Source organism: Microbacterium dextranolyticum (genome assembly GCF_016907295.1).
GTDB classification, from domain to species: Bacteria; Actinomycetota; Actinomycetes; order Actinomycetales; family Microbacteriaceae; genus Microbacterium; species Microbacterium dextranolyticum.
Map to the genome: position 1 here is coordinate 2412274 of NZ_JAFBBR010000001.1, position 23689 is coordinate 2435962.

14 protein-coding genes and 1 pseudogene are annotated in these 23689 nt (G+C 68.0%); 6 read left to right on the top strand and 9 right to left on the bottom strand.

Annotated features, from left to right (window positions below):
• Complete coding sequence (rfbA, locus tag JOE64_RS11120; protein ID WP_204964312.1) at positions 1-876, bottom strand: glucose-1-phosphate thymidylyltransferase RfbA; 876 nt, start codon at positions 874-876, stop codon at positions 1-3.
• 107 nt (positions 877-983) lie between these two features.
• On the opposite strand from rfbA, the gene rfbB reads away from it, so the two are divergent.
• The 3 genes and pseudogenes from rfbB (at position 984) to JOE64_RS14725 (ending at position 3729) form a co-directional block, all read left to right on the top strand.
• Positions 984-1982 (top strand): dTDP-glucose 4,6-dehydratase, encoded by a 999-nt coding sequence (gene rfbB / locus JOE64_RS11125; RefSeq protein WP_204964313.1) that lies wholly within the window; start codon positions 984-986, stop codon positions 1980-1982.
• 4 nt (positions 1983-1986) lie between these two features.
• Positions 1987-2544 (top strand): annotated as a pseudogene (locus tag JOE64_RS14905) (dTDP-4-dehydrorhamnose 3,5-epimerase family protein); the annotation flags it as partial.
• A 45-nt stretch (positions 2545-2589) separates the two neighbouring features.
• Positions 2590-3729 (top strand): NAD-dependent epimerase/dehydratase family protein, encoded by a 1140-nt coding sequence (locus JOE64_RS14725; RefSeq protein WP_204964315.1) that lies wholly within the window; start codon positions 2590-2592, stop codon positions 3727-3729.
• 46 nt (positions 3730-3775) lie between these two features.
• Here JOE64_RS14725 and JOE64_RS11140 read toward each other — a convergent pair whose 3' ends face one another.
• The 7 genes from JOE64_RS11140 to JOE64_RS11170 form a co-directional block, all read right to left on the bottom strand.
• On the bottom strand, positions 3776-7234 hold the full coding sequence (locus tag JOE64_RS11140; RefSeq protein WP_204964316.1) for a hypothetical protein: 3459 nt from the start codon (positions 7232-7234) through the stop codon (positions 3776-3778).
• Positions 7235-7317: 83 nt separating this feature from the next.
• Positions 7318-8433 (bottom strand): glycosyltransferase, encoded by a 1116-nt coding sequence (locus JOE64_RS11145; RefSeq protein ID WP_204964317.1) that lies wholly within the window; start codon positions 8431-8433, stop codon positions 7318-7320.
• Positions 8434-8438: 5 nt separating this feature from the next.
• Positions 8439-9914: an LCP family protein gene (locus JOE64_RS11150; RefSeq protein ID WP_204964318.1), complete on the bottom strand. Its 1476-nt coding sequence runs from the start codon at positions 9912-9914 to the stop codon at positions 8439-8441.
• Positions 9911-10423 carry a 5-(carboxyamino)imidazole ribonucleotide mutase gene (gene purE / locus JOE64_RS11155; protein ID WP_204965059.1) on the bottom strand — a complete coding sequence of 171 codons (513 nt, stop codon included), beginning with the start codon at positions 10421-10423 and terminating at the stop codon, positions 9911-9913. The genes JOE64_RS11150 and purE overlap by 4 nt, the downstream gene beginning before the upstream one ends.
• 140 nt (positions 10424-10563) lie before the next feature.
• Positions 10564-11679, bottom strand: a complete 1116-nt coding sequence (locus tag JOE64_RS11160; RefSeq protein ID WP_204964319.1) for a 5-(carboxyamino)imidazole ribonucleotide synthase — start codon at positions 11677-11679, stop codon at positions 10564-10566.
• 59 nt (positions 11680-11738) lie between these two features.
• The gene (locus JOE64_RS11165) at positions 11739-12338 is read right to left on the bottom strand and encodes a PH domain-containing protein (RefSeq protein WP_204964320.1); all 600 of its coding nucleotides are present in this window, start codon (positions 12336-12338) and stop codon (positions 11739-11741) included.
• A gap of 51 nt (positions 12339-12389) precedes the next feature.
• Positions 12390-13181, bottom strand: a complete 792-nt coding sequence (locus JOE64_RS11170; RefSeq protein WP_204964321.1) for a biotin--[acetyl-CoA-carboxylase] ligase — start codon at positions 13179-13181, stop codon at positions 12390-12392.
• Positions 13182-13891: 710 nt separating this feature from the next.
• Between JOE64_RS11170 and JOE64_RS11175 the strand changes: the two genes are divergently transcribed.
• Positions 13892-15499 (top strand): acyl-CoA carboxylase subunit beta, encoded by a 1608-nt coding sequence (locus tag JOE64_RS11175; protein WP_204964322.1) that lies wholly within the window; start codon positions 13892-13894, stop codon positions 15497-15499.
• Positions 15496-15741 (top strand): acyl-CoA carboxylase subunit epsilon, encoded by a 246-nt coding sequence (locus tag JOE64_RS11180; protein WP_271202471.1) that lies wholly within the window; start codon positions 15496-15498, stop codon positions 15739-15741. The genes JOE64_RS11175 and JOE64_RS11180 overlap by 4 nt, the downstream gene beginning before the upstream one ends.
• Positions 15742-15812: 71 nt before the next feature.
• Here JOE64_RS11180 and JOE64_RS11185 read toward each other — a convergent pair whose 3' ends face one another.
• Entirely contained in the window at positions 15813-16865 is a 1053-nt protein-coding gene (locus JOE64_RS11185; RefSeq protein WP_204964323.1) for a LacI family DNA-binding transcriptional regulator, read from the bottom strand.
• Positions 16866-17047: 182 nt separating this feature from the next.
• Between JOE64_RS11185 and JOE64_RS11190 the strand changes: the two genes are divergently transcribed.
• Entirely contained in the window at positions 17048-23575 is a 6528-nt protein-coding gene (locus JOE64_RS11190; protein WP_204964324.1) for a GH92 family glycosyl hydrolase, read from the top strand.
• The last annotated feature ends 114 nt before the right edge of the window (positions 23576-23689 follow it).

Genomic DNA, 23689 nt, shown 5'->3' on the forward strand with positions numbered 1-23689 from the left:
TCAGGCGTTGCGTCCCTGCGCCAAGATTTCCAACAGGTATGCACCGTAGCCGCTCTTGACGAGCGGCTCGGCGCGACGGCGCAGCTCATCATCCGTCAGGTAACCGAGCCGCCACGCGACTTCCTCGGGGCTGCCGATCGACAATCCTTGTCGACGCTGCACAGTGCGCACGAACTCGGTGGCCTCACTCAATGAATCGAATGTCCCGGTGTCGAGCCACGCAGTGCCACGCGGGAGTACTTCGACTTGGAGCTGACCTCGCTCCAGATAAACCCTGTTCAGGTCTGTGATTTCAAGCTCGCCGCGGGGCGACGGCGCCAGAGACTTCGCAATCTCGACGACCTCATTGTCATAGAAGTAGAGACCCGGAATCGCGTAATGACTGCGCGGCACGGCCGGCTTCTCTTCGAGAGTCAGCGCACGGCCAGACTCATCGAACTCGACGACCCCGTACGCTGTCGGGTCGGCAACCCAATATCCGAACACTGCCGCGCCAGTCAACGCGTTGTAACGGCGCAACCGCGACCCCATGCCCGGCCCATAGAAGATGTTGTCACCGAGGACGAGTGCTGCCGTGTCGGATCCGATGTGATCCTCGCCGATCACAAAGGCCTGCGCGAGGCCGTCCGGAGATGGCTGCTGCGCGTAGGTGATCGACACGCCAAACTGCGACCCGTCGCCGAGCAGTCGCGAAAACTGCTCGGCATCGTGAGGCGTCGTGATCACGAGGATGTCACGGATGCCCGCCAGCATCAGTGTTGAGAGCGGGTAGTAGATCATCGGTTTGTCGTAGACAGGGACCAGTTGCTTCGATGAGCCAAGGGTGATGGGGTGCAAGCGGGACCCGGTGCCGCCCGCAAGAACTATGCCTCGCATCCGGCAAGTTTCTCACACTCGCATGCCTCCAACCGGCGCTTGCTCGACGAGTCAACCCGCGCGGCGCGATCCGGGCGGGACGGCGCTGAGACGATAGACTCGGGCGAATGGAGAGACTTCTCGTCACCGGCGGTGCCGGTTTCATCGGATCGAACTTCGTCCACTACGTGCTCGCGAACACCGACTCGTCGGTCACCGTCCTCGACAAGCTCACCTACGCGGGGACCCTCGACTCCCTTCAGGGCCTGCCCGCGGACCGCTTCACTTTCGTCCACGGTGACATCTGCGACGCAGAACTGGTCTCTCGGCTGTTCCGCGAGCATGACTCCGTGGTGCACTACGCGGCGGAATCGCACAACGACAATTCTCTGACGAGCCCGGAGCCCTTCGTGCAGACGAACCTCGTCGGCACGTACACACTTCTCGAAGCAGCCCGCGCCACCGGAGTGCGATACCACCACATCTCGACCGATGAGGTATACGGAGATCTCGAGCTCGACGACCCGGCACGTTTCACCGAGTCCACTCCGTATAACCCTTCCAGCCCGTATTCGTCGACCAAGGCTGGCTCCGATCTCCTTGTGCGGGCATGGGTGCGATCCTTCGGCGTTGCGGCGACGATCAGCAACTGCTCGAACAACTACGGGCCGCGCCAGCACGTTGAGAAGTTCATCCCCCGCCAGATCACCAACCTCATCGACGGTGTGCGCCCTCGCCTTTACGGCGACGGTCTCAACGTGCGGGACTGGATTCACGCCGATGATCACTCCTCGGCCGTGCTACGGATTCTCCACGCTGGCAAGATCGGTGAAACCTATCTCATCGGTGCGGACGGAGAGCAATCCAACCGCAGCGTCGTTGAGGCGATCCTGGAAGCCATGGGACACCCGAAGGACGCCTACGACCTCGTGCGCGACCGCCCCGGCCACGACCGGCGATACGCGATCGACTGGTCCAAACTACGTGACGAGCTCGGCTGGGTGCCGAGCCATCAGGACTTCGAGTCGGGGATCGAAGCGACCGTCGCGTGGTACCGCGATAACGAGCAGTGGTGGCGACCGCAGAAGGCATCCGCGGAGGCCAAGTACGCAAAGATGGGGCAGTGAGATCATGGATTTCGGTAAGGAGCTAAGCGCACACGAGACGACGATCTCCGGGCTGATGCTCTTCGACATTCCAGTCCATGGCGACAATCGTGGGTGGTTCAAGGAAAACTGGCAGCGCGAGAAGATGGTTGCTATCGGGCTCCCGGATTTCGAACCGGTCCAGAACAACATCTCATTCAATCGAAGCGTCGGAACAACGCGCGGTATCCACGCGGAACCGTGGGACAAGTTTATTTCCGTCGCCACGGGACGAGTCTTCGGAGCCTGGGTCGACCTGCGCGAGGGGGACGGCTTTGGGCGTGTGTTCACCGCCGAGATTGATCCGTCGCGGGCGATCTTCGTTCCTCGAGGTGTGGGCAATGCATTCCAGACCCTGGAAGCCGATACGGCGTACAGCTACCTCGTGAACGACCACTGGACCCCCGAAGCCGAATACACATTTCTCAATCTCGCAGATGAAACCGTCGCGGTTCCATGGCCGATTTCTCTGGATTCTGCGGAGTTGTCACAGAAGGACCGCGATCATCCTCGGTTAGACACGGTGCGACCCATCACATCGCGATGACCGCTGCCCGCGGCCACGTGCCTGTACGACAGCGGAGCGACCATGCCTGAACGTATTCTGATCACCGGTGGCGCCGGCTTCATTGGCGCCTCACTCGCGCGCCGCCTCTTCGAGGCGGGCCACAGCGTTCGAGTACTGGACAAACTTCTTGCTCAAGTGCATGGAGACTCCCCTCAGGAGACCTCTCCCCTCTTGCGCTCGCTCGACGGCATCGCCGACGTGCAGGTCGGAGATGTCGCATCGCTCGACGACCTACGGGTCGCGATTGCGGGCATCGATGTCGTCGTGCATCTTGCCGCAGAGACGGGAACCGGCCAGTCGATGTATGAGATCGATCGTTACGTATCGACCAACATCGGCGGCACTGCCAAGCTATTGCAAGTCCTCACAGATGAAGAACACAGTGTGCGCCGCGTCGTCGTTGCTTCCTCTCGAGCGATCTATGGGGAGGGAGCCTACCGCGCCGCTGACGGCCGCGTCGTCTACCCGCCGCACCGTGACGCCGCGGATATGAGCTCGGGCGACTTCGAGGTTCATCTCGCCGGGTATGATTATCCGCTCTCAGTCATCCCGACTACCGAAGACGCCCGCTTGCATCCGTCGTCCGTGTACGGGATAACAAAGCAGACCCAGGAAGCCCTTGTGCTGGGAACTGCCGCGGCAATCGGCCTAGAGGCAATCTCCCTGCGGTATCAGAACGTGTACGGTCCCGGCCAATCGTTGACTAACCCGTACACAGGGATCCTCTCGATCTTCTCGACGTTGATCCGTCAGAACGAGCCGATCAATGTGTTTGAGGATGGTCTTGAGAGTAGAGATTTCATCCATATCTCCGACGTCGTCGAGGCGACCTTCCGGGCATGCGTCGCCCCTGCGTTGCCCACCCTCGCGATCAACGTCGGCTCCGGCGTGCAAACAACGGTCCTTCAGGTTGTGGAGTCTCTGCTCAACGCCTTCGACGCGGACGTCCCTGTCACCGTTTCGGGAAGGTTCCGCGTTGGGGATATCCGTCACAATGTGGCAGACACGTCGATGGCGCAAGCTCTGCTCGGATTCACGCCGAAAGTTTCATTCGTCGAGGGAATCCGTGACTTCGCCTCTTGGGTGAGAACTCAACCGATCGAAACCACTCTGTATCAGCGATCTCTCGACGAATTGGAACGGCGCCGCCTCCTCAAGTGATTGCCGGGCAACCCCCTCTCACCGCTTGCCATAACCCGATCCGCCCTCAGCTGAGCGCGCCGTCGGGGACCACCCATACATGGGTCGGTACCCCGTAAACAGCCGAGATTGCCGCGCGATGTGATTCATCTCCGGCTGGCGACAGGCCACCAGACGCGAGGTACACAGTGGATGTGGACTGCTCGCGCACGAAATGCGGACGCCGTTCGGAGCCCGCCATAGGCAACCCGGCCGTTGAGCCGCCGGGGAGTTCACTGAATGGCAAGGCACCATATGCAGCCGCAGAGACCTCGAGCAGTCCCTCGCTCGTAAGAACGAACCGTCGTCCGGCGGCAGTGATGCGATCTGGGAGATTGCCGTTGACCGGCTGGAACGCGAGTGACTCCGATGTGATCCGCTTCGCGCCCGCAATCACGGTGCCGATGCGCTGCGCGGGCCGAGTATCGAGCGAGGCGCCAGTAGAGGTCACGAACCGAACAGTGCCAGCGCCGTCATCATAGAAACCCGCCCCGAGAACCGGGGCACCGAGCTTCAGGCGAGCCAGTACGCGATCTGAGACGCTAGATGACGAGGTACCGATGCCGTACGGCGCCAGCACCCGCGGATCGGGTACTTCTCGCCGTGCCCCGCCCTGTGGCAGCCACAGGGTGTTATCGCCCGAACGCAACAGTGGCGCCAAAGCACCCCCGTCCGTCATCTTTCCCAATGCTGCTGCTGAAACAGTGCGCAGCGAGGTGCATGCCTTGGCGAAGTCGACGACCTGCCCGCAATCGAGCCGATACTTCTTGGACCCGTCGATAAGGTACGCCGCACCATTCGCGTCCGTAACGATCAGGTCGTAGACCAAACGGACCCCGACGAGCGAGTCCGCGACGAGATTCCAAACGGTGGGCGCAACGCCATAAACGGCCGTGATCTGTGCGCGTTCCGACGCGCCTGCAACCGATTGCGCTGATCCACCCGACACCAGGTACTCGTCGGTTCCACTGCGCACGAAGTGCGGCCCGTGATCCGTCGCGGCCAAGGGGATCCCACGCCATGCTCCGGACGGCATCGCCATGAACAACGAAGAGTCGCCGTACATCGAACTGTCGACGTCCAGCCAACCTGCGTCCGTCAACACAAACGACCGGCCGTCGCTGCGCACGCGACTCGGCATCGCGCCAGCGATCGCGATCTTCGCGAAGCTGGAATCAACGAGTGGTCGCGACAATGCAGTCATTGCGCCGACAGCCTGACCCGCGCTGAGCGTGAACGATCCACCCCCCGTCGCCACAACAAAACTTCCGGAGCTGTTCGTGTAGACGCCGGGTGCGAGCACCGGTTCGCCGATCGGTAATTGATTGGCAGTAGACGTAGATACCGCCGTGGAGTTCGGGCCGATACCGTACGGCGCAAGAATCGAGGGGTCGATCACCTGCCGCCGTTGCCCGCCCTGCACGAGCCAGACAGCATCCGAAGTCCGGATCAGGGGCTGCAGATTCCCCACCGCTCCGTATCCGGCAAGAACCTGATCGCTCACCGTTCTCAGCGCGGCGCAGTTGCCACCCCAATCAGCGACTTGCGCGCAGTCCCGGAGTCTAAACGCCCTCGCGCCGTCCAGCAGATATGCCACCCCCGTACTCGACTTCGCAAGCCCCTCGGGGGTACTCGCGTCAGCGATGACGCCGTCCGTGAGAACAATGACTTGAGGACTAACGCCATAGGTTCGTGAGATCCAAGTCTGATCAGCACGCGAGACTGGCTGCAGTCCACCTCCGGAGAGAAGAAACACAGTGGAGTCAGAATGCTCCCGCACGAAATGCGGACCGTCCACTGTGGCGTTGAGCGGGATCCCCGTCAGCGCACCTTGTCCCACCGGGGTAAACGGTAACGATGAGGGATACTCCACCAAGGACACTTTGATCCAACCATCGTCGCTGAGCACGTAGGCACGTCCAGCCGTCGACACCCGCAGCGGAAGAGCCGCACTCTCCTTGAGGAAGACGAACGAGTCCGGCGCTAATTCGCGTGCCGCGCTCGTGAACCTCGACTCAGACACTGTCCCGGACAACGAGTAGACCCCTGCATCGGTCTGCACTTTGATTGATGCGCCTGATCGGTAGAGTCCCGCATCAATCACGGGGGCACCAGCCCGGTACTCCGAGAGCGCGGCGTCGGACACGCTGCTGTAAGAAGGCGAGATGCCATAACGTGCCAGGAGCCCAAGATCGACCACTTGTCTCCGAGCGCCTCCCTGAATCAACCAAGTGGTACCACCGGACTGCACAACACGCTGGAGATACCCGCCGTCCCTGTATCGGGCCAGCTGACCATCGTCCGCAAGCGGTAGGGCGCTAGCAGTCCATCCGAAATCCCCCACTTGGGGAACATCTTGCAGACGCATTCGCTGTCCGCTATCGATCATGAACACCGAGCCATCACGCGCGCGGACTGCGCGTTTGGCTTTGCCCATGTCGGCGTACGTGTTCAGCTGATCACGCGATACGCGACTCACGCTAGCGATCCACGTGAATTGTGCCGCGATCTCGTCAGTCGACAGGGTCCACCTAGACCCCCCGCTGACGAGGTATCGCTCTGAGGTCCCGGATACCTGGACGACCTGGAGAGCGTCGCCCTGAGCTGAGCCGAACCAACTGGTGTAGTAGTTGTAGAAGTTCCGGTTGCCGTAGCTGGAACAGCCGTCGCCGAGACCCCACCCTGCCGCTAGCGATGCCGCATTCGGCTGGTACGGCGTGTAGTTGTAAAGCGCGGCCGTCGCATAGTTGCGGATGTTGAGAGTGGTGCCGCCACACGAGCTATCCGGGCTGTACCCGATGAAGTTGATGCCAGGCTGCTTAGCGAAGCGCCCAGCCTTGTAGATCTTCAGCTGCTGAACACCTTTGAGGATCTGGGGCCCCACTCCCGCGAACGCGGGGTCGCAAGGCTCCGTGTCGGGGCACGAGGCTCCCATGGCGGCGCGCAAGTTCCAGTCCGACGGCGCGCTGTTGGTCACAAGCCCCTGCTCCTTCTGAAGCGTGACCAGAATCGCTTTGGCGGATATACCGCACGCAACCTGCACACGGTAGATCAGGTCGGATACCCGCATCGTCCCGCCTTGGATCGCGGAGCAGACGAGGTCGCCGGTGACGGCGGAATACCACGCATCGCGAGACGAAATCCCTGTGGTGAGCACGTTGAGGCACTTACCGTTACCGCACGATCCGATCTTGGCATCGAGGAACGCCTGAATCTCGCCCGCAGACATTGCGTTGCCGTCGTAGAACAATGCATCGGAAATGATGTTCTCGGGGTCGAACCCCGCACCGACTGCGGTCTTCATGATGTTCGTCGGGACACCGGTCGTCGCGGCCTGAACGCCGGCTTTCGAGCGGGCGGGGTCCGCATGGGCTACCCCAGCGCCGGCGAGGGAACTGAGGACCGCGACCGCCGCTGCGATGATCGCTACGAGGGCTTTCGTGCGTACAGAACGCGCAGGGGTCGAGGCTTGAGTTCTGGTATGCACGTCACCATTGTTTCGGATGTGACGCGAATTGACTATTGAGACATCGAAACCTCGCCGTGACTGCCTCGGGCGAAGGCCCCTGCTCACAGGTCCGCGTGCAGCTGCCAGACGCGCTCGGCTGCGCTGAGCCATGAGAACGCCCGGCCGCGATCGGCGGCGAGCACCGCGAACCGGTCCACGACCTCAGCCGACCCGAGCACGGTCGAAAGGGCATCCGCCATCGCTTCGACGTCAGCGACGAGCGAACCGCCGTCCCACACCACCTCGCGGTGCACGGCAGAATCGGCGGCGATGACCGGAACACCCACAGCGAGCGCCTCGACGACTCGCCACGGGAACGACTGCAACCGCGACGGCGCCATCAGCGCCACCGCTCCCCCGAGCACGGCAGCACGGTCAGCGTCGTCGAGGGCACCGTGCACGTGCACGCTCTCAGACGCGATCCCCGCGTCGACGGCGAGCGCGACCACCGCCTGCTCGTCTTCCGCCGGCACGTCGAGAACCACGACCGGCAGATCGACGCCCGATCGCACGACCGCATCGAAGGCATCCGCCAGCCGCGCCGACGGCGCGGTCGAGCCCGACACCATCACGAAGCCCTCCGGCAGGCCCAGGGCACGTCGACGCCCGACCTCGTCGACCGGCACGGCGAACCCGGCGGGTGCGGCCCCCGCGATGACACGCACACGATCGCCGAGAGCAGTGATCTCAGACAGCCGCTCAGCCAGGGCGTGAGAAGGCACCACGACGGCGTCGGCATGCTTCGCCGCCCGCTTGAGCATCGAACGGTGCCAGGTGACGGCGGTGCGAGCGAGTTCGCCCGGGCGCTCCCAGGCATCCAGATCCCACAGGGTGACGACCGTCTGGTCGAGATCATGCACCCGATCGTGCTTGACCAGCGGCGCGAGCAGCGTCGGCGAATGGATCATGCCGCCCCCGATGCTCGAGGGAACGCCCAGCTGCCAGGCCGCGGCGAGCTCGCGACGCGGCAGCGGTGCGCGGGTCAGCTCGGTGACACCCGGAACGGATGCCTCGACGAGCGCCGCGGCATCCGCAGCGTGCGGCACGATCCCCACGACGGCGCACCCCTCCGGCGCCGTGGCGACGAGAGCGCGAGCGAGCTCTCGCGACGCCATCGCCGAGGCAGGATCGGTCGGCGCGACGATCTGGTCGAGCATGACCCGCAGCAGAGCGGTCATCGCGATCAGCCTTCCGGTATCGCGCTCGGCGACGGCGGGTACAGCGCCTGCTGAATGAGGTCGCGCACGTGTGCGTATTGGTCGGCCGTCGGCTCGTCGGTGTTGAGGCCTGCACCGTCCGGCGTCAGCTCGAGTGTCGCCACCGGCTGGTCCTTCGCTTTGACGGCGAGATCGATCAGGAACGGCAGCAGCGCCGAGGGGATGTCGGTCTTGACCAGATCCTGACCCGCCGCGGCGATCTGCTGGAACCGGGCGAGCACATTGGCGGGGTTCGCCTGCGCGAGGATCGCCTGCTGCAGCTCGCGCTGACGGCGCATGCGATCCCAGTCGCTCGTCGTGTACCGCGACCGGGCGTACCATTGGGCCGTGTCGCCGTTCATGTGCTGCTGACCGGGCTCGATCCACCCGATCGCCCAGTCCTCGGCCGGCTCGCCCTCGTAGGTGGGCCCGCCGCCCTCGGGCAGGCGCTCCTGAACGTTGATGTCGACCCCGCCGACGGCGTCGACGATATCGGCGAAGCCCTTCATGTCGACGAACACGTAGTACGGGATCTCGATGCCCATGACGCCCTCCGCGGCGTCCCGCGTCGCTTCGACCGCCGGCGTCGACGAGGTCGCGGCGGCATCGGGGTAGAGTCCCTTGCCTCCATCGTCACGACACATTTCGGCCGCATTGGTGAGCTGGTTGATCCCGGGACCCCATCCGCACGTGTCGGAAGGATGCCCCTCGAAGCCGTCCGGGTAGAGATCGTGCATCGGGCCGGGCGAGAACGGTGCGAACGCGAGGTCGCGAGGGATGCCTGTGATGTGCACGGCACCGGTTGCCGCGTTCACCGACACGACCGAAATGCTGTCGAAGCGCATCGAGTCGCGACCGAGGCCGCTGTCGGCGCCGAGCAGGAGGATGTTGTAGTAGCCGTTGGACGGCGGCACCGGCGGCGCATTGTTCGTGAAGATCGACGCCAGCAGATCACGTGCCGGGGCGACGAGCTGCTGCGCGGCATACGTCGCACCGCCGCTGCCCACCACGAGACCCAGGATCGCGACGGCGGCGACAGCCGGGCGTGCGGCCGAACGCAGCTTGACCAGGCGCACGAGCCGCAGCGTGTCGATCGTGAGCACGAGCCAGAGCACGGCATAGGCGAGCAGCACGACCTGCACCGCCACCAGAAAGAAGACGTTGGCGACGAGGATGGTCAGAAGGCCGCGCCACAGCAGAGCGACCGCGAGGGTGAGAACGACCAGCAGCCAGAGGATCAGGGTCGCAGTGAGCCCGACCCGTCCCAGCCGCTTGTTCCCCGCCAGCGCCTGCGCCGACCCCGGAATGAAGAAGTTGAGCGCGACGAGCCACCAGCCGCGGCGCGTCATCACCTGCGGCGAACGTGTGTCGGGGTGGCGCATCGGGCGCGAACCGACGACGACGCCGTCGGTACCATCCGACGGCTGCGATGCCCGCGGGCGCGGCGGGGCCGCGATGCTCATGCGATCCCTCGACCGTCCTGGTCTCTTCCGATCGGCGCCCCGTCGAGCGACGCCTTGAGGCGGCGGTTCTTCTCCTCGACCTGATCCTGCAGCAGCTGGGCGTACCGCTCGACGCGTTCGGCGAGCTGCGGGTCGGCGGATCCGAGGATCCGCGCCGCCAGTAGGCCGGCGTTCTTCGCGCCGTTGATCGAGACGGTCGCCACCGGGATGCCGGCCGGCATCTGAACGATGCTGAGCAGCGAGTCCATGCCGTCGAGGGTCGCGAGCTGCACCGGCACTCCGATCACGGGAAGAGCGGTGACCGAGGCGAGCATGCCGGGCAGGTGGGCCGCGCCGCCCGCCCCCGCGATGATCGCACGGAGGCCGCGCGCACGCGCCTGCCGGCCGTACGTCATGAGTTTGTCGGGGGTGCGATGGGCTGAGACGACCTCGACCTCGTGCGCGATGCCGAACTCGGTCAGCACCTGCGACGCGTCGCTCATCACTCGCCAGTCGGAGTCCGACCCCATCACGACGCCAATGAGAGGGGAAGCGGAGGCGTGCAGGGGCGAAGTCACGCGACCAGGGTAAGTCGACACCCTGGAAGAACCCGGGAACGCCACGGCAGCTCCGGCACCTCGGGTGCGCGCGTCACCGCGCATCCGGGCGGTCAGTCGGCGAAGAACGCCGCCGCCGCGCGCGCCTCGTAGACCACGACCTCGAGGTCGGTGCCGACGGCGTTGACGTGCCCGACCTTGCGCCCCGGGCGCGGAGCCTTGCCGTACGTGTGGATCTTCGCCGCCGGATGCGCAGCGAGCGCGCCGGGCAGACGGCTCTCGAGCGAATCCGCGACCGGGCCGCCGAGGATGTTCACCATGACCGCCCAGGGCTGGCGCGGCGTCGGGTCGCCGAGGGGAAGGTCGAGCACGGCGCGCACATGCTGCTCGAACTGCCCCGTGACGGCACCGTCCTGACCCCAGTGCCCGCTGTTGTGGGGGCGCATCGCGAGCTCGTTGACCAGCAGCCGCTCATCGGTCGTCTCGAACAGCTCGACGGCCAGCATGCCGGTGACCCCGAGCCCCTCGGCGATCGCGAGCCCGATGTCGGCTGCGACCTCGGCCAGGCGCGGCGCGCCGTGGGGCGCGGGTGCCACGACCTCGGCGCACACGCCGCCGCGCTGCACCGTCTCGACGACGGGGTACACGGCCGACTCCCCCGAGGGGCGACGCGCGATCTGCTGCGCGAGCTCACGCGAGAAGTCGACGAGCTCCTCCGCGAGAAGTGCCCCGTCGGCGAACCAATCCGACACCTCGTCGGGCGACGACACGACGCGCACGCCCTTTCCGTCGTACCCGCCGCGGGGCGTCTTGACGACCGCGCGACCGCCGTTCTCGGCGAGGAAGGCCTGCAGCTGTGCGGCATCCGTCACCTCGGCCCATACCGGCTGGGGAATGCCGAGCTCTGCCAGTCGCGCGCGCATGCGCAGCTTGTCCTGGGCGAACTGGAGGGCGTCGGGCCCCGGGTGCACGGCGATGCCTTCGGCCACGAGGGCGCGGAGCACGTCCTGCGGAACGTGCTCGTGGTCGAACGTCACGACGTCGACGTCTCGGGCGAACGCACGCACCGTCTCGAGGTCGCGGTAGTCGCCCACCGCGGTCGCGGCGATCGCCGCCGACATCCCGGGCTCTTCCGCGAGTACCCGCACCTCGACGCCGAGTTCCACCGAGGGGGCGATCATCATCCGTGCCAGCTGTCCGCCGCCCACGATTCCGAGAGTCAGTGCCATGGCTCCATCATCCCAGGTGGTGGTGCGTGTACGCGGCGCCCGCCGTGGGGACGTGCGGGTCAGAGGTTGGTCGGAAGCGGCGGCGGGGGACCGGGAATCGTCGGCACGGCGTGCGAGTCGCGGTGCGCGAGGATCTGACTCACCTCGACCTGATCGGCGAGGGCCTCGTGCATCAATCGCACCGAGGGGATGTCGACCAGGCGCAACGGCGCATCCACCCCGTTCGACAGGGTGAGCGTGCCGGTGCCCCACATCCTCTGGATCGGGCCGCGGCGCTCACCGATCGTGTACCCGCGAGCGTGGCTCACCTCGACGCGCGAGCGCCCGAACAGGCCCCACTGGGCGATGACGCGACGCGTGGTGACGGTGTAGGTGCGCGCCATCCACCGCCAATAGGGCACGACCACGAACAGCACGACGATCACAGCCGCTGCGGCCCAGACGATCCACGGCTGCGTCCATACGGGCAGCCAGTCCTCGATCGCATCGGGAAGGTTGCCCGCGTAGTACCCCGCGGCGCCGGCGACGGCGATGAGCACGATCGCCGGCCAGAACATGCGGCGAGCGTGCGCTCTGACGCGCACGATCCGCAGCTCACGCGGCTCCACACCGGGCGCCGGCGTGAGCGGGCGTCCAGCGTAGGTGTTCGGCGGGGTCACCCCTCTATTGTGGCCGCAGACCGGCCCGAACCCCGGAAAGACGCCCGCGCGTCAGCGCACGTGGACGACGTCGCCCGCACCGACGACGGTCTCGACACCGTCCGCGGCCACGACGAGACGACCCTCGGCATCGAGGCGCACGGCGCGCCCCTGCAGCGTGGCGCCATCGCCGGGGAGCGACACCGAGACATCCGTGCCGATCGTGCTGCAGTGCGCGGCGACCCGGTCGGCGACGGCGGTGTGACCGCCGACCGCCAGATCGGCGATGCCATCGCGCAGCCCCGTGAGGTAATCCGCCACGAGGCGGTCCTCATCCACCGTGGCGTCCTGATCGGCGAACGACGTCGCCGTCGGCACGGGCAGGTCGACCGTCGGCATCGTCGTGTTCACGCCGGCGCCGACCACCACGACCATCGGGTCGGCGGGCAGCACTTCGGTCAGGATGCCGCTGATCTTGCGGGCCTTCTCGCCCGATCCGACGAGCACGTCGTTCGGCCACTTCAGCGACACACGGGCATCCGGCAGCTGCGCGGCGATCGCCTGGCGCAGCGCAGATCCGGCGACCAGCGGGATCCAGCCGCGGTCGGCGACGGCGATCGCGCCGACCCGCAGCAGCACCGAGACCGCGAGCGCCGTTCCCGGCGGCGCCGTCCACACCCGATCGAGACGCCCGCGCCCCGCCCGCTGGTCGCGGGTCAGCAACACGGACAGATGCGGATGCCCCGCGGCATCCGTTGCCGCATCGTGCAGCAGCTTCGCATTCGTGGAATCGACGGTCTCGACCACCTGCAGACGCGGCGTGACAGCGGCGGCGAGCGGGTAGCCCTCGGCGGGGATCGGCATAGCCCCACCCTAGGCGAGAGCCCGTGGGCTTCGGGGGCCGGCGTCCAGGTCGGGGTTCGGGCCAGGTCTCGTCTGCTGGCGCCGGCCCCGTTCGGGGCCCTCACTGGTCGCCTGCCCCGGGCCCGCCCCGGGGTTCGGGGCCCCCACTTGTCACTTGCACCATGCCTGCCCCGGGGTTCGGGGCCCCCATTTGTCGCCTGCCCCGAGGTTCGGGGTCGCCACTGGCCGCCACGCCCGCCCCGAGGCGACCACACACGACCCGAAACCATCAGGCATCCCCCAGCGTCCAGCCCCGAGGCGACCACACACGACCCGAAACCAACAGGCATCCCCCATCGACCGGAGCGAAGGCGACCACACACGACCCCCAACCACCAGGCATCCCCCACCGATCTGCCCCGAGGCGACCACACACGACCCCCAACCACCAGGCATCCCCCGTCGACCCGCGCGGAGGCGACCACACACGACCCGGAACGGGCACCGGGGGCGAAGCTCGCACCCATCGCCGTGGCCGGATGCCACCGGCAACGGCCCCGCACCCCGCACCGGCCCCGCACCCCGAGACCCCGAGACCCCATACCCGACCCCACACCGCGAAGCTCCCTACGCCAACGCGCCCATCCGTGGCGGGAGCGCACAGCGAAACGCCGAAGCCGTTGTGACACTCCCCCAACCGTGGGCGCGGACCGCTCGCTAGGGTGGAATGCGTGCCAGAGCAGCCAGATCAGCAAGAGCAGCCCGACCTGTCCACGACGGCGGGGAAGATCGCCGACCTCCGCGCACGCTTCCAGGAGGCGGTCGTCGACGCCGAGGTCGTCGCGCGCGAGAAGCAGCACGCCAAGGGCAAGCTGACAGCGCGCGAGCGCATCGAGATGCTCGTCGATCCGGGCTCGTTCGTCGAGCTCGACGAGTACGTGCGCCACCGCACGTCCGCCTTCGGCATGGATCGCTCGCGCCCCTACGGCGATTCGGTCGTCACAGGCGTCGGCACGATCCACGGCCGCACCGTGGCCGTCTACGCTCAAGACTTCACGACGTTCGGCGGATCGCTCGGCGAGGTCGCCGGCGACAAGATCATCAAGGTCATGGAGTTCGCCCTCCGCGCCGGCTGCCCGATCATCGGCATCCTCGACTCGGGTGGCGCGCGTATTCAGGAGGGCGTCGTCGCGCTCGGCAAGTACGGCGAGATCTTCCGCCTGAACACCGCCGCCTCGGGCGTCATCCCGCAGATCTCGATCATCATGGGCCCCGCCGCGGGCGGCGCGGTCTACTCGCCCGCCCTCACCGACTTCGTCGTCATGGTCGACAAGACGAGCCAGATGTTCGTCACCGGCCCCGACGTCATCAAGACGGTCACCGGCGAAGACGTCGGCATGGAAGAGCTCGGCGGCGCCTACACGCACAACACCCGCTCGGGCGTCGCGCATTACCTCGCCGACGACGAGGACGACGCGATCGACTACGTCCGCACGATGGTCGGATACCTGCCCGACAACAACCTCGCCGAGCTCCCGGTCTACGAGGGCACGTTCGAGTGGGAGACGACGGATGCCGATCGCGTGCTCAACGCCGTCATCCCCGATTCCCCGAACCAGCCCTACGACATCCACCAGGTGATCGAGCACATCGTCGACGGCGGCGAGTTCCTCGAGGTGCAGCCGCTGTTCGCGCCGAACATCGTGATCGGCCTCGGCCGCGTCGAGGGCCGCACGGTCGGCATCATCGCGAACCAGCCGTCGCAGATGGCCGGCACCTTGAACATCGAAGCCGGCGAGAAGGCCAGCCGATTCGTCCGCTTCTGCGACGCGTTCTCGATCCCGATCCTCACCCTCGTCGACGTCCCCGGCTACCTGCCCGGCACCGACCAGGAATGGACGGGCGTCATCCGCCGCGGCGCGAAGCTGCTCTACGCCTACGCCGAGGCGACCGTGCCGCTGGTGACCGTCATCCTCCGCAAGGCCTACGGCGGCGCGTACATCGTCATGGGCTCCAAGCAGCTCGGCGCCGACATCAACCTCGCCTGGCCGACCGCCGAGATCGCCGTCATGGGCGGTCAGGGCGCCGTGAACATCCTCTACCGCGGCGAGATCAAGAAAGCGGCCGAGGCCGGTGAGGACGTCGCCGCCGTCCGCCAGCGCCTGGCGAACGAGTACACGTACAACGTGGCATCCCCGTTCCTCGCGGCCGAGCGCGGCGAGCTCGACGGCATCATCGAGCCCGCGCAGACCCGCGTCGCCGTTGCGAAGGCGCTGCGCTCGCTGCGCGGCAAGCGCGCCAGCCTGCCCGCGAAGAAGCACGGGAACATCCCGCTGTGAGCACGCTGGCCGACACTCCCGACGCGCCGTCGAGTGAGGATGCCGCGCGCACGGTGAGCGCCGAGGTGCTCCGCGGCGACCCGACGCCGGAAGAGCTCGCAGCCGTCGTCTCGGTCGTGCGCGAGGCGTACCTTCGCGAGGCCGCAGAAGCGCTCGCGGAGCCCGAGCCGCGCCCCTCGGCGTGGCAGATCTCGGCTCGCGGACTGCGCGAGCCGCTGAACCGCGACCTCGGCTGGCGCTGACCCGGGCGGCGCCGGAACCCCGGCGCCGGCGACACAGCGGGCCTCGCCCGCTCGAGGCATCCGCGGCGCCGTCAGGCCGGATCGGCCGCGAGGCGCTCCCCCGACCCGCGCTCGATCAGGCGCATCGGCAGCGTCGTCTGCGTCGGGCGCTCCTCGCGGTCACCCATCCGCGCCAGCGCGCGTCGCGCCGCCACCTCCCCCATATGCGCGGCATCGCCGGCGACGACGCTGATGCCGACGACGTCGGACCATTCGAAATCGTCGAAGCCGAGCAGCGCGGGCCGGCGGCCGGGATCGAGGCGGCGCGACTGCGCGGCGACGCCGAGAGTGATGCGATTGTTCCCCGCCACGATCGCCGTCGGCGGCTCATCCAGGGCGAGCAGTTCGGCGGTGCAGGCCGCCGCGTCATCGGGGCCGTGCACACCCATCCGCACGACGAGCGATGACGCGCCGCCGTCGCCCGCGCCCCCCGCGGCCTCGGAATCGGTGCGCAGGCGTTCGGTGATGCCCTCCAGGCGCCCGCGCGAGGTCGGCAGCCAGTCGTAGTCTCCGAGGAATGCGATCCGGCGATGCCCGCGGGCGAGCAGATGCTCTGCGGCGGCTCGTCCGCCGTCGACGTCGCCGAAGACGACCGAATCGGCCTCGATGCCGACGGCCGGCCGGTCCACGAACACGACGGGGATGCCTCGTGAGATCAAGGCCGCGTACGGGGTGTGGTCTCGCAGGGATGACGCGACGATGATCGCCCGAGCCTGGGCCGAGGCGAACGCCGACGCGAGCGACCATTCCTGCTCCGGCGACTCGGCCGAGCTGGCGACCGACAGACGCATCCCGCTCTCGCGCAGCGCACCTTCGATGCCGACGGCGAGGACGGTGTAGAACGGGTTCGACAGATCGCCGGTGATGAGTCCGACCGTGTCGGAGCGCTGTCCGCTGGCGAGCAGGGTCGCTGCGGCGTTGCGCTCGTACCCCAGTTCCGCCGCCGCCTCGAGCACACGCTGCCGCGTGTGCTCGGTGACGTAGGGCTCCGCGTTGAGCGCACGCGAGGCGGTCTTGAGGCTCACCTCGGCGCGCCGGGCGACGTCGGCGAGGGTCACCCGCGCGCGGGACTCGCTCGGATTCATCGATCCTCCTGGGGTGTATTTCATGTGCGAATCCGATGCTTCCAGATCAGGCGATGTGCGTGCTAGGGTCGCCGAAGGTTTATGACAGCGCTGTCTACAGCTCGACACAGCGTACCTGTCGCAGAACCGTCCCCTGCCACATCCGCGGCACGCCCCGTGCCCCGCACGCTCCAGGAGCATCGATGACACAGCTGTCCTCACCCGACCTGCACCGAAGGGCCCCGCGCCGCCGGGGCCGTCTCGCAGTGTCGGTCCTCGCGATCGCCACGACCGTGCTCGCCCTCGCCGTGCCGGCCGCGGCGTCCGCCGCGTCCGACGATGTGAACCTCCGTGACGCGGTGACCACGGTGACCGGCAGCGGGCCGAACCCGTCCGGCGAGGGCCCGCAGAACGCTCTCGACGGCGACGCGGGCACCAAGTGGCTGTCGCAGTTCCGGCCGTCCGCCCAGAACCCCGGATGGCTGCAGTACGACCTCGGCGAGGCGGCGTCGGTGACGTCCTACTCCCTGACGGCGGCCAACGACTCATCCGACCGCGACCCCCGCGACTTCCAGGTGCAGGGCTCCGTCGACGGCAGCACGTGGACGACGATCGACAGCCGGTCGGATGTCTCGCTCGGCGGCCGCGGCGAGCGCAGCACGTTCGCTCTCGACGCGCCCTCGACCGCGTTCACGCACGTCCGCCTCTCCATCACCGCGAACCACGGCGCCGACGGCCTGCAGCTGGCCGACTGGCAGATCTTCCGGCCGGCAACGCCTCCCGCGGCGACGTCGTTCCGCACTTCGTTCGAACCCGGTGACGCGGCGCCCGCACCGGCTCCGGTCGGGGACGCGGTGAACGTCACGGGCGACGCGTTCGCCCCCGGCAGCGTCCTGCCGCTCGTGACCGCGGTGACCGCCAGCGGCGAGAACCCGCAGAACGAGCTCGCGGCGCGTCTGGCCGACGGGAACGCGGCCACGAAGTGGCTGACGTTCCAGACGAAGGCGTGGGCGCAGTACCAGCTCAGCAGCGCGGCATCCATCCGCACGTACACGCTGACCTCCGCCAACGACGAGCCGGGCCGCGACCCCAAGGACTTCCGCCTGCTCGGATCCACCGACGGCCAGAACTGGACGACCCTCGACACGCGCACGGGCGTCGCCTTCAGCGGACGGCAGACGACGAACACCTACAGCCTCGACGCGGCGACCGCGCCGTACTCCTTCTTCCGGCTGGACGTCACCGCCAACAACGGATCGGGCAACATCATCCAGCTCGCCGACTGGGATCTGCTCGACCCCGACGCCCCCGCGACGGCATCCCCGCTCGCACTCGCCATCGGCGCCGGCCCGACCGACTCCGACACCGCCAAGACCGGCGTCGGCTTCACCGGTGTGGCTGCGCTCCACTACACCGGCCGGCACCTCGACGCCGGTGCCGCCCAGTCGACCTCGACCCTGTTCTCGGGCGTCAACGTGCGGGTCGCCGCCGGCACGCAGCTGGCCTACAAGATCTTCCCCGTGCTCGACGCGGGCCAGTCCTACGCCGCCACGTTCGCCGCGGTCGATCTGACCTTCTCGGACGGGACGGTGCTCTCCGCGACCGACGCGACGAACGTCTACGGGTACGGCGTCTCGGCGAGCGCCCAGGGCACCTCGAACACCCTGTGGCCGAACCAGTGGAACTCGGTCACGATCGATCTGTCGGCGTTCACCGGCAAGACCGTCGACAGCGTGCGCTTCGTCTACGACAACCCCGGCACGGGCGACCAGCGCATCGCCGAGCCCGGTGCCGGCACTGTCGTGAACGGCTGGATCGACGACATCTCCGTCGCCCCGGCCGCCGCTCGTGACGCCTCCGACGGGCTCGTGTCGTACGTCGACACCCGCCGCGGCACGAACTCCACCGGTGGCTTCTCGCGCGGCAACAACCTGCCGGCCGCGGCCTGGCCCAACGGCTTCAACTTCATCACCCCGATGACCAACGCCGACAACGTGGGAACGCTCTACCACTACCAGCGCTCCAACGACGCGCTGAACCGTCCGTCGCTGAACGGCATCGGCTTCTCGCACCAGCCGAGCATCTGGATGGGCGACCGCAACCAGCTCGCCGTGATGCCCGCTGTGGGAGACAACCCCAGCTCCGACCTCAACGGACGGCGTCTGACCTTCTCGCACGCCAACGAGATCGCACGACCCGACCTCTACCAGGTCACGTTCGACAACGGCACCACCACGGCCGTCACCCCCACGGACCACGGCGCGGTCTACCGCTTCTCGTTCACGGGCGACTCGTCGTCGGTGCTCATCGACCAGCTGGTGTCCTCCTCCGCCCTCAGCGTCAACGGCTCGGTCGTCTCGGGCTGGGTCGACGGCGGATCGGGCTACCCGGGCCGTACGCGGATGTTCGTGTACGGCGAGTTCGACCGGAGCCCGCGCGCTTTCGGTGCGACGACGCAGGGCAACCGCAACGACTCGGCCCGCTACGCGGCCTTCGACACGTCGTCCGAGAAGACGGTCGAGCTGCGCATCGCGTCGTCGTTCATCTCGCAGGACCAGGCCGCACACAACTTCGCCCTCGAGCTCGAGGGCGTGGGCTTCGACCAGGCACGCACCGCGGTGAAGGATGCCTGGAACGACCGCCTCTCGGTGATCACCGATGTGCAGGGCGCGAGCGATCCGCAGCTGGAGACGCTGTACTCGAGCCTGTACCGCCTGAACCTCTACCCGAACTCGCAGTTCGAGAACACCGGCACCGCGGCATCCCCCGCCTACCGGTACGCCAGCCCGACCCTGCCGACACAGGGCGATGCAACCGCGACCACGACGAACGCGCAGGTCAAGGACGGCAAGATCTACGTCAACAACGGATTCTGGGACACCTACCGCACGGCGTGGCCGCTGTACTCGCTGCTGTACCCGGCCCAGACCGAGGAACTCGTGAACGGGTTCGTCGAGCAGTACCGCAACGGCGGCTGGATCGCCCGCTGGTCCTCCCCCGGCTACGCAGACCTCATGACCGGAACCAGCTCGGACGTCTCGTTCGCCGAGGCCTACGCCGCCGGCGCGATCGACACGCCGCTGGCCCTCGAGGCCTTCGACGCCGCCGTGAAGAATGCCACCGTCCTCCCGGACTCCAACGCGGTCGGCCGGAAGGGTCTCGACACCTCGATCTTCCTCGGGTTCACCCCCGAGACGACGCACGAGAGCGCGTCGTGGGGTCTGGAGGGTTTCATCAACGACTACGGCATCGCGACGATGGCCGGAAAACTCGCCGTCGACCCGAACACCCCCGAAGAGCGCCGCGCGGACCTTCGCGAGCAGCAGGCGTACTTCTCGGCGAGGTCGGAGCACTTCGTCGAGATGTTCAACCCGTCCGCAGGAACGTTCACGGCCCGCAACGCCGATGGCTCGTGGCCGGTCGGAGCAGACTTCGACAAGAAGGCCTGGGGCGGCGCGTTCACCGAAGCCAGCGCCTGGACCTTCGGTTACCACGCACCGCAGGACATCGCCGGACTCGCCTCGCTGTACGGCGGGCGCGAAGGCCTCGTCGACAACCTGCACCAGTTCCTGACCGAGCGCGAGAAGGCCGACCACTCCGGCATCCACGAGGCGCGCGAGGCGCGCGACGTGCGCCTGGGCATGCTGGGCTTCTCGAACCAGGTCGCGCACCACATCCCCTACGTGCTCGCTGAAGCCGGCGACCCGTCGGCGGCGCAAGACCTCATCCGTGACATCGAGAACCGCATGTTCATCGGCTCCGACATCGGCCAGGGCTACCCCGGCGACGAGGACAACGGCGAGATGAGCGCGTGGTACGTGTTCTCGGCCCTCGGTCTCTACCCCCTGCAGGTCGGCTCGGGCGACTACACGATCGGCACCCCGCTGTTCGACAGCGCGACCGTGCACCTCGGCGACAAGCGCCTCACCGTCACCGCCCCCGGGGCGTCGTCCGGCAAGAAGTACGTCGCCGGCGTCACCCTCAACGGGGCATCGATCGACACGACCACCTTCGACGGCAGCGCACTGCGCGGCGGCGGATCCCTCGCGTTCACGATGAGCTCGGAGCCCAGCACGTGGGGCGCGAAGGACCTCACCGCACCCGTGTCGACGCCGACCACCCTGGTCGATGCGACGAAGGCGGGCTTCGGCTCGCTGACCGCGGCGGACGGCACGCCGGTCGGCGCCCTGACGGATGACAACATGCGTTCGTCGGTGACCTTCCCCTCGGGATCGGCCGACCTCACGTGGACCTCGGCCAGCGGTCCGGTCAGCGTGGGCAGCTACACGCTCACCTCGACCACGACGCAGAATCAGCCCGTCTCGTGGACTCTGTCCGGGTCGACCGACGGCACGACCTGGAGCGAGCTCGACAGCCGCACCGGCCAGTCGTTCGCGTGGGGCAACCAGACGAGGCCGTTCGCCGCGTCTGCGACGGGAGCGTTCACGCAGTACCGGCTGCAGGTGCATTCCGCCGCCGGTGTCGCGCTCGCCCTCGACGAGATCGAGCTGTTCGCGACGGCGGCCGGCACCTCGGGCCTGTCGGTCACGGCACGCCCCGACCAGTCGGTTCGCGTCGGCACCTCGTTCACCGGCACCCTCGCCACGATCGTCGGTCAGGAGACCTCGGACGCGGGCTACCGCGTGAGCGTCGACTACGGCGACGGCACACCGGCCGAAACCGCGGCCCTCGCGGACAACGGTCTGGGCGGCTACTCGGTGACCGCTCCGCACACGTTCGCCGACCCGGGCGTCTACACGGCGGTGATCTCGGTGCGCGACTCGACGGGTGCCGTCGCCAGCGCTCAGGCACGTGTCGAGGCGACGCTGGACGACTCCTTCACCGGAGCGCTCAACGCGCTGTGCATCGGCGATCTGAACCTCACGGCCGCGAACTGCGACGGGCAGGGCAGCGGATACGACCGCGCCAAGCTGGCCGCCTCGGGCTTCGCGCAGAACACGACGCTCACCGTCCCCGGTTCGACACTCACGTACGAGCTTCCGACCGTGGCAGCCGGCGCGCCGGACAACGTGACGGGTGAGGGCCAGACCTTCCACCTCGACCTCGGGACGGGGGCGCGTCAGATCTCCGTGATCGGCGCGGCCACCGAGAGCGGGCGCGAGATCTCGGCGACCCTCACCTTCAGCGACGGGTCGACCCAGACGCTGCCCATCGGCTTCGGCGACTGGGTGGGGGCATCCGGCTCACCGGCCTACGGGAACAGCGTGGTGGCCGTCTCGGCCGGGCGCCTCGTCGGTACGCAGGCGGAGGGCAGCGTCAAGAACGCGGGCATCTTCGCGACCGCACCGGTGGCCCTGCAGAAGGATGCCTCCGGCACGCCCAAGACCGTGGTCTCGCTCACCCTCCCGCAGGAGCCGGGCACGCTGCGCGAGAAGGGTCGTGCGCACATCTTCGCGATCGCCTCGGACGGAGACCGCTCGCAGCTCACCCCGCTGCGCGTGACCGAGGCAGCCGTCGCCGACCAGGTGCCCGGCACCGCGTTCGAGGCCGCGCTCGCCACGGTCACGGGCGGATCGGCGACCGCGACGAAGGCCGTCGTGAACTGGGGCGACGGCTCGCCGGTCGACCGGGTGACGATCGATGGCGGCACGGTGAAGGGCGGCCACACGTATGCGGCTGCCGGCACGTACCGTGTCGCGGTCACGGCCACCGACGGTGTCCGATCGGCGACCGCGACGGCCTCGATCGCCGTGGCCGCACCCCCCGTCTACACCCCCTCTCTGACGATCCCGACGGGAACGGTGCGCCCCGGCGCCACCGTCGCCCTGACGGGCACGGGCTTCGCGCCGACGGAGAAGGTCGACCTGGCGCTCGGCGGGGCGACCCCCGTCGAGGTCACGACGGACGGCAACGGCGCGTTCAGCGCGTCGCTGACGATCCCGGGCGATGCCGTCGACGGCACCTACCCGATCACGGCGGTGGGCAAGACCTCGCGCGCCGAGGCATCGGGACGGGTGATCGTCGCAGCCGCGCCGGTGGCCCAGGCCACCACGGTGACCCTGGCCCCGGGGCCGGATGCGGTGGTGGGCGCGCCGCTCACCCTCACGGCAACGCTGTCGCCGGCGGCCGCCGCCGGGCAGGTCGTCTTCCGCGAGGGCGACGCGGTCGTCGGGTCGGCGAGTGTGTCGGGAGGGGTCGCCCACGCCGAGGTGGTCCCCACGACCGCCGGCGAGCACGCCTACGTCGCGGTGTTCACACCGGATGACCCGACGCTGTTCACCGGGTCGCAGTCCGAGACCCTGACCGTGGCGGTCGCTGCGGCACCGACGACGGGGGCACCTCAGCTGACGCTCTCGAGTGCATCGGTGGTGCAGGGCGGTTCCGTGACGGTGACCGTGGTCGGGCTCACGGCCGGCGAGCGGGTGCGGTTCGAGCTGCACTCCGACCCGATCGTGCTGGGCTCCGCCGTGGCCGACGCACAGGGCACCGTTCGGGCATCCGTGACCATCCCGCGAAGCGCGCCGACGGGCACGCACACCGTGGTGGCCGTCGCCGCGACCTCGCCCCAGTCGAGCGCCGCGCTGACGGTGACGGCGGCGGATTCCGGCAACCACGCCGGCACCGGCCCGCTCGGAAGCACGGGAGGGACCATCCCGATCGGACTGATCGTCGCCGCGATCGTCCTGCTCGCCTGCGGAGTCGCACTGACGGTGGTGCGCCGCCGACGCGGGCACCGCGCGGCGAACGCGGCGTCCGGTCGGGAGAGCTGACCCCGGCTCCCCACGGGGGTGCGAGGCGACCCAGGCCTCGCACCCCCTTCCGCGACGTCGCCTTCCCGGTGACCGTCGAGGGTTGACAGCGCTGTCATAGTCTGTCATCGTCGA

Excerpts from the sequence above, each read along its gene's own strand:
- rfbA (WP_204964312.1), bottom strand. The coding sequence starts at position 876 with ATGCGAGGCATAGTTCTTGCGGGCGGCACCGGGTCCCGCTTGCACCCC.
- rfbB (WP_204964313.1), top strand. The coding sequence starts at position 984 with ATGGAGAGACTTCTCGTCACCGGCGGTGCCGGTTTCATCGGATCGAAC.
- JOE64_RS14725 (WP_204964315.1), top strand. The coding sequence starts at position 2,590 with ATGCCTGAACGTATTCTGATCACCGGTGGCGCCGGCTTCATTGGCGCC.
- JOE64_RS11145 (WP_204964317.1), bottom strand. The coding sequence starts at position 8,433 with ATGACCGCTCTGCTGCGGGTCATGCTCGACCAGATCGTCGCGCCGACC.
- JOE64_RS11150 (WP_204964318.1), bottom strand. The coding sequence starts at position 9,914 with ATGAGCATCGCGGCCCCGCCGCGCCCGCGGGCATCGCAGCCGTCGGAT.
- purE (WP_204965059.1), bottom strand. The coding sequence starts at position 10,423 with ATGGGGTCGGACTCCGACTGGCGAGTGATGAGCGACGCGTCGCAGGTG.
- JOE64_RS11160 (WP_204964319.1), bottom strand. The coding sequence starts at position 11,679 with ATGGCACTGACTCTCGGAATCGTGGGCGGCGGACAGCTGGCACGGATG.
- JOE64_RS11170 (WP_204964321.1), bottom strand. The coding sequence starts at position 13,181 with ATGCCGATCCCCGCCGAGGGCTACCCGCTCGCCGCCGCTGTCACGCCG.
- JOE64_RS11185 (WP_204964323.1), bottom strand. The coding sequence starts at position 16,865 with ATGAATCCGAGCGAGTCCCGCGCGCGGGTGACCCTCGCCGACGTCGCC.
- JOE64_RS11190 (WP_204964324.1), top strand. The coding sequence starts at position 17,048 with ATGACACAGCTGTCCTCACCCGACCTGCACCGAAGGGCCCCGCGCCGC.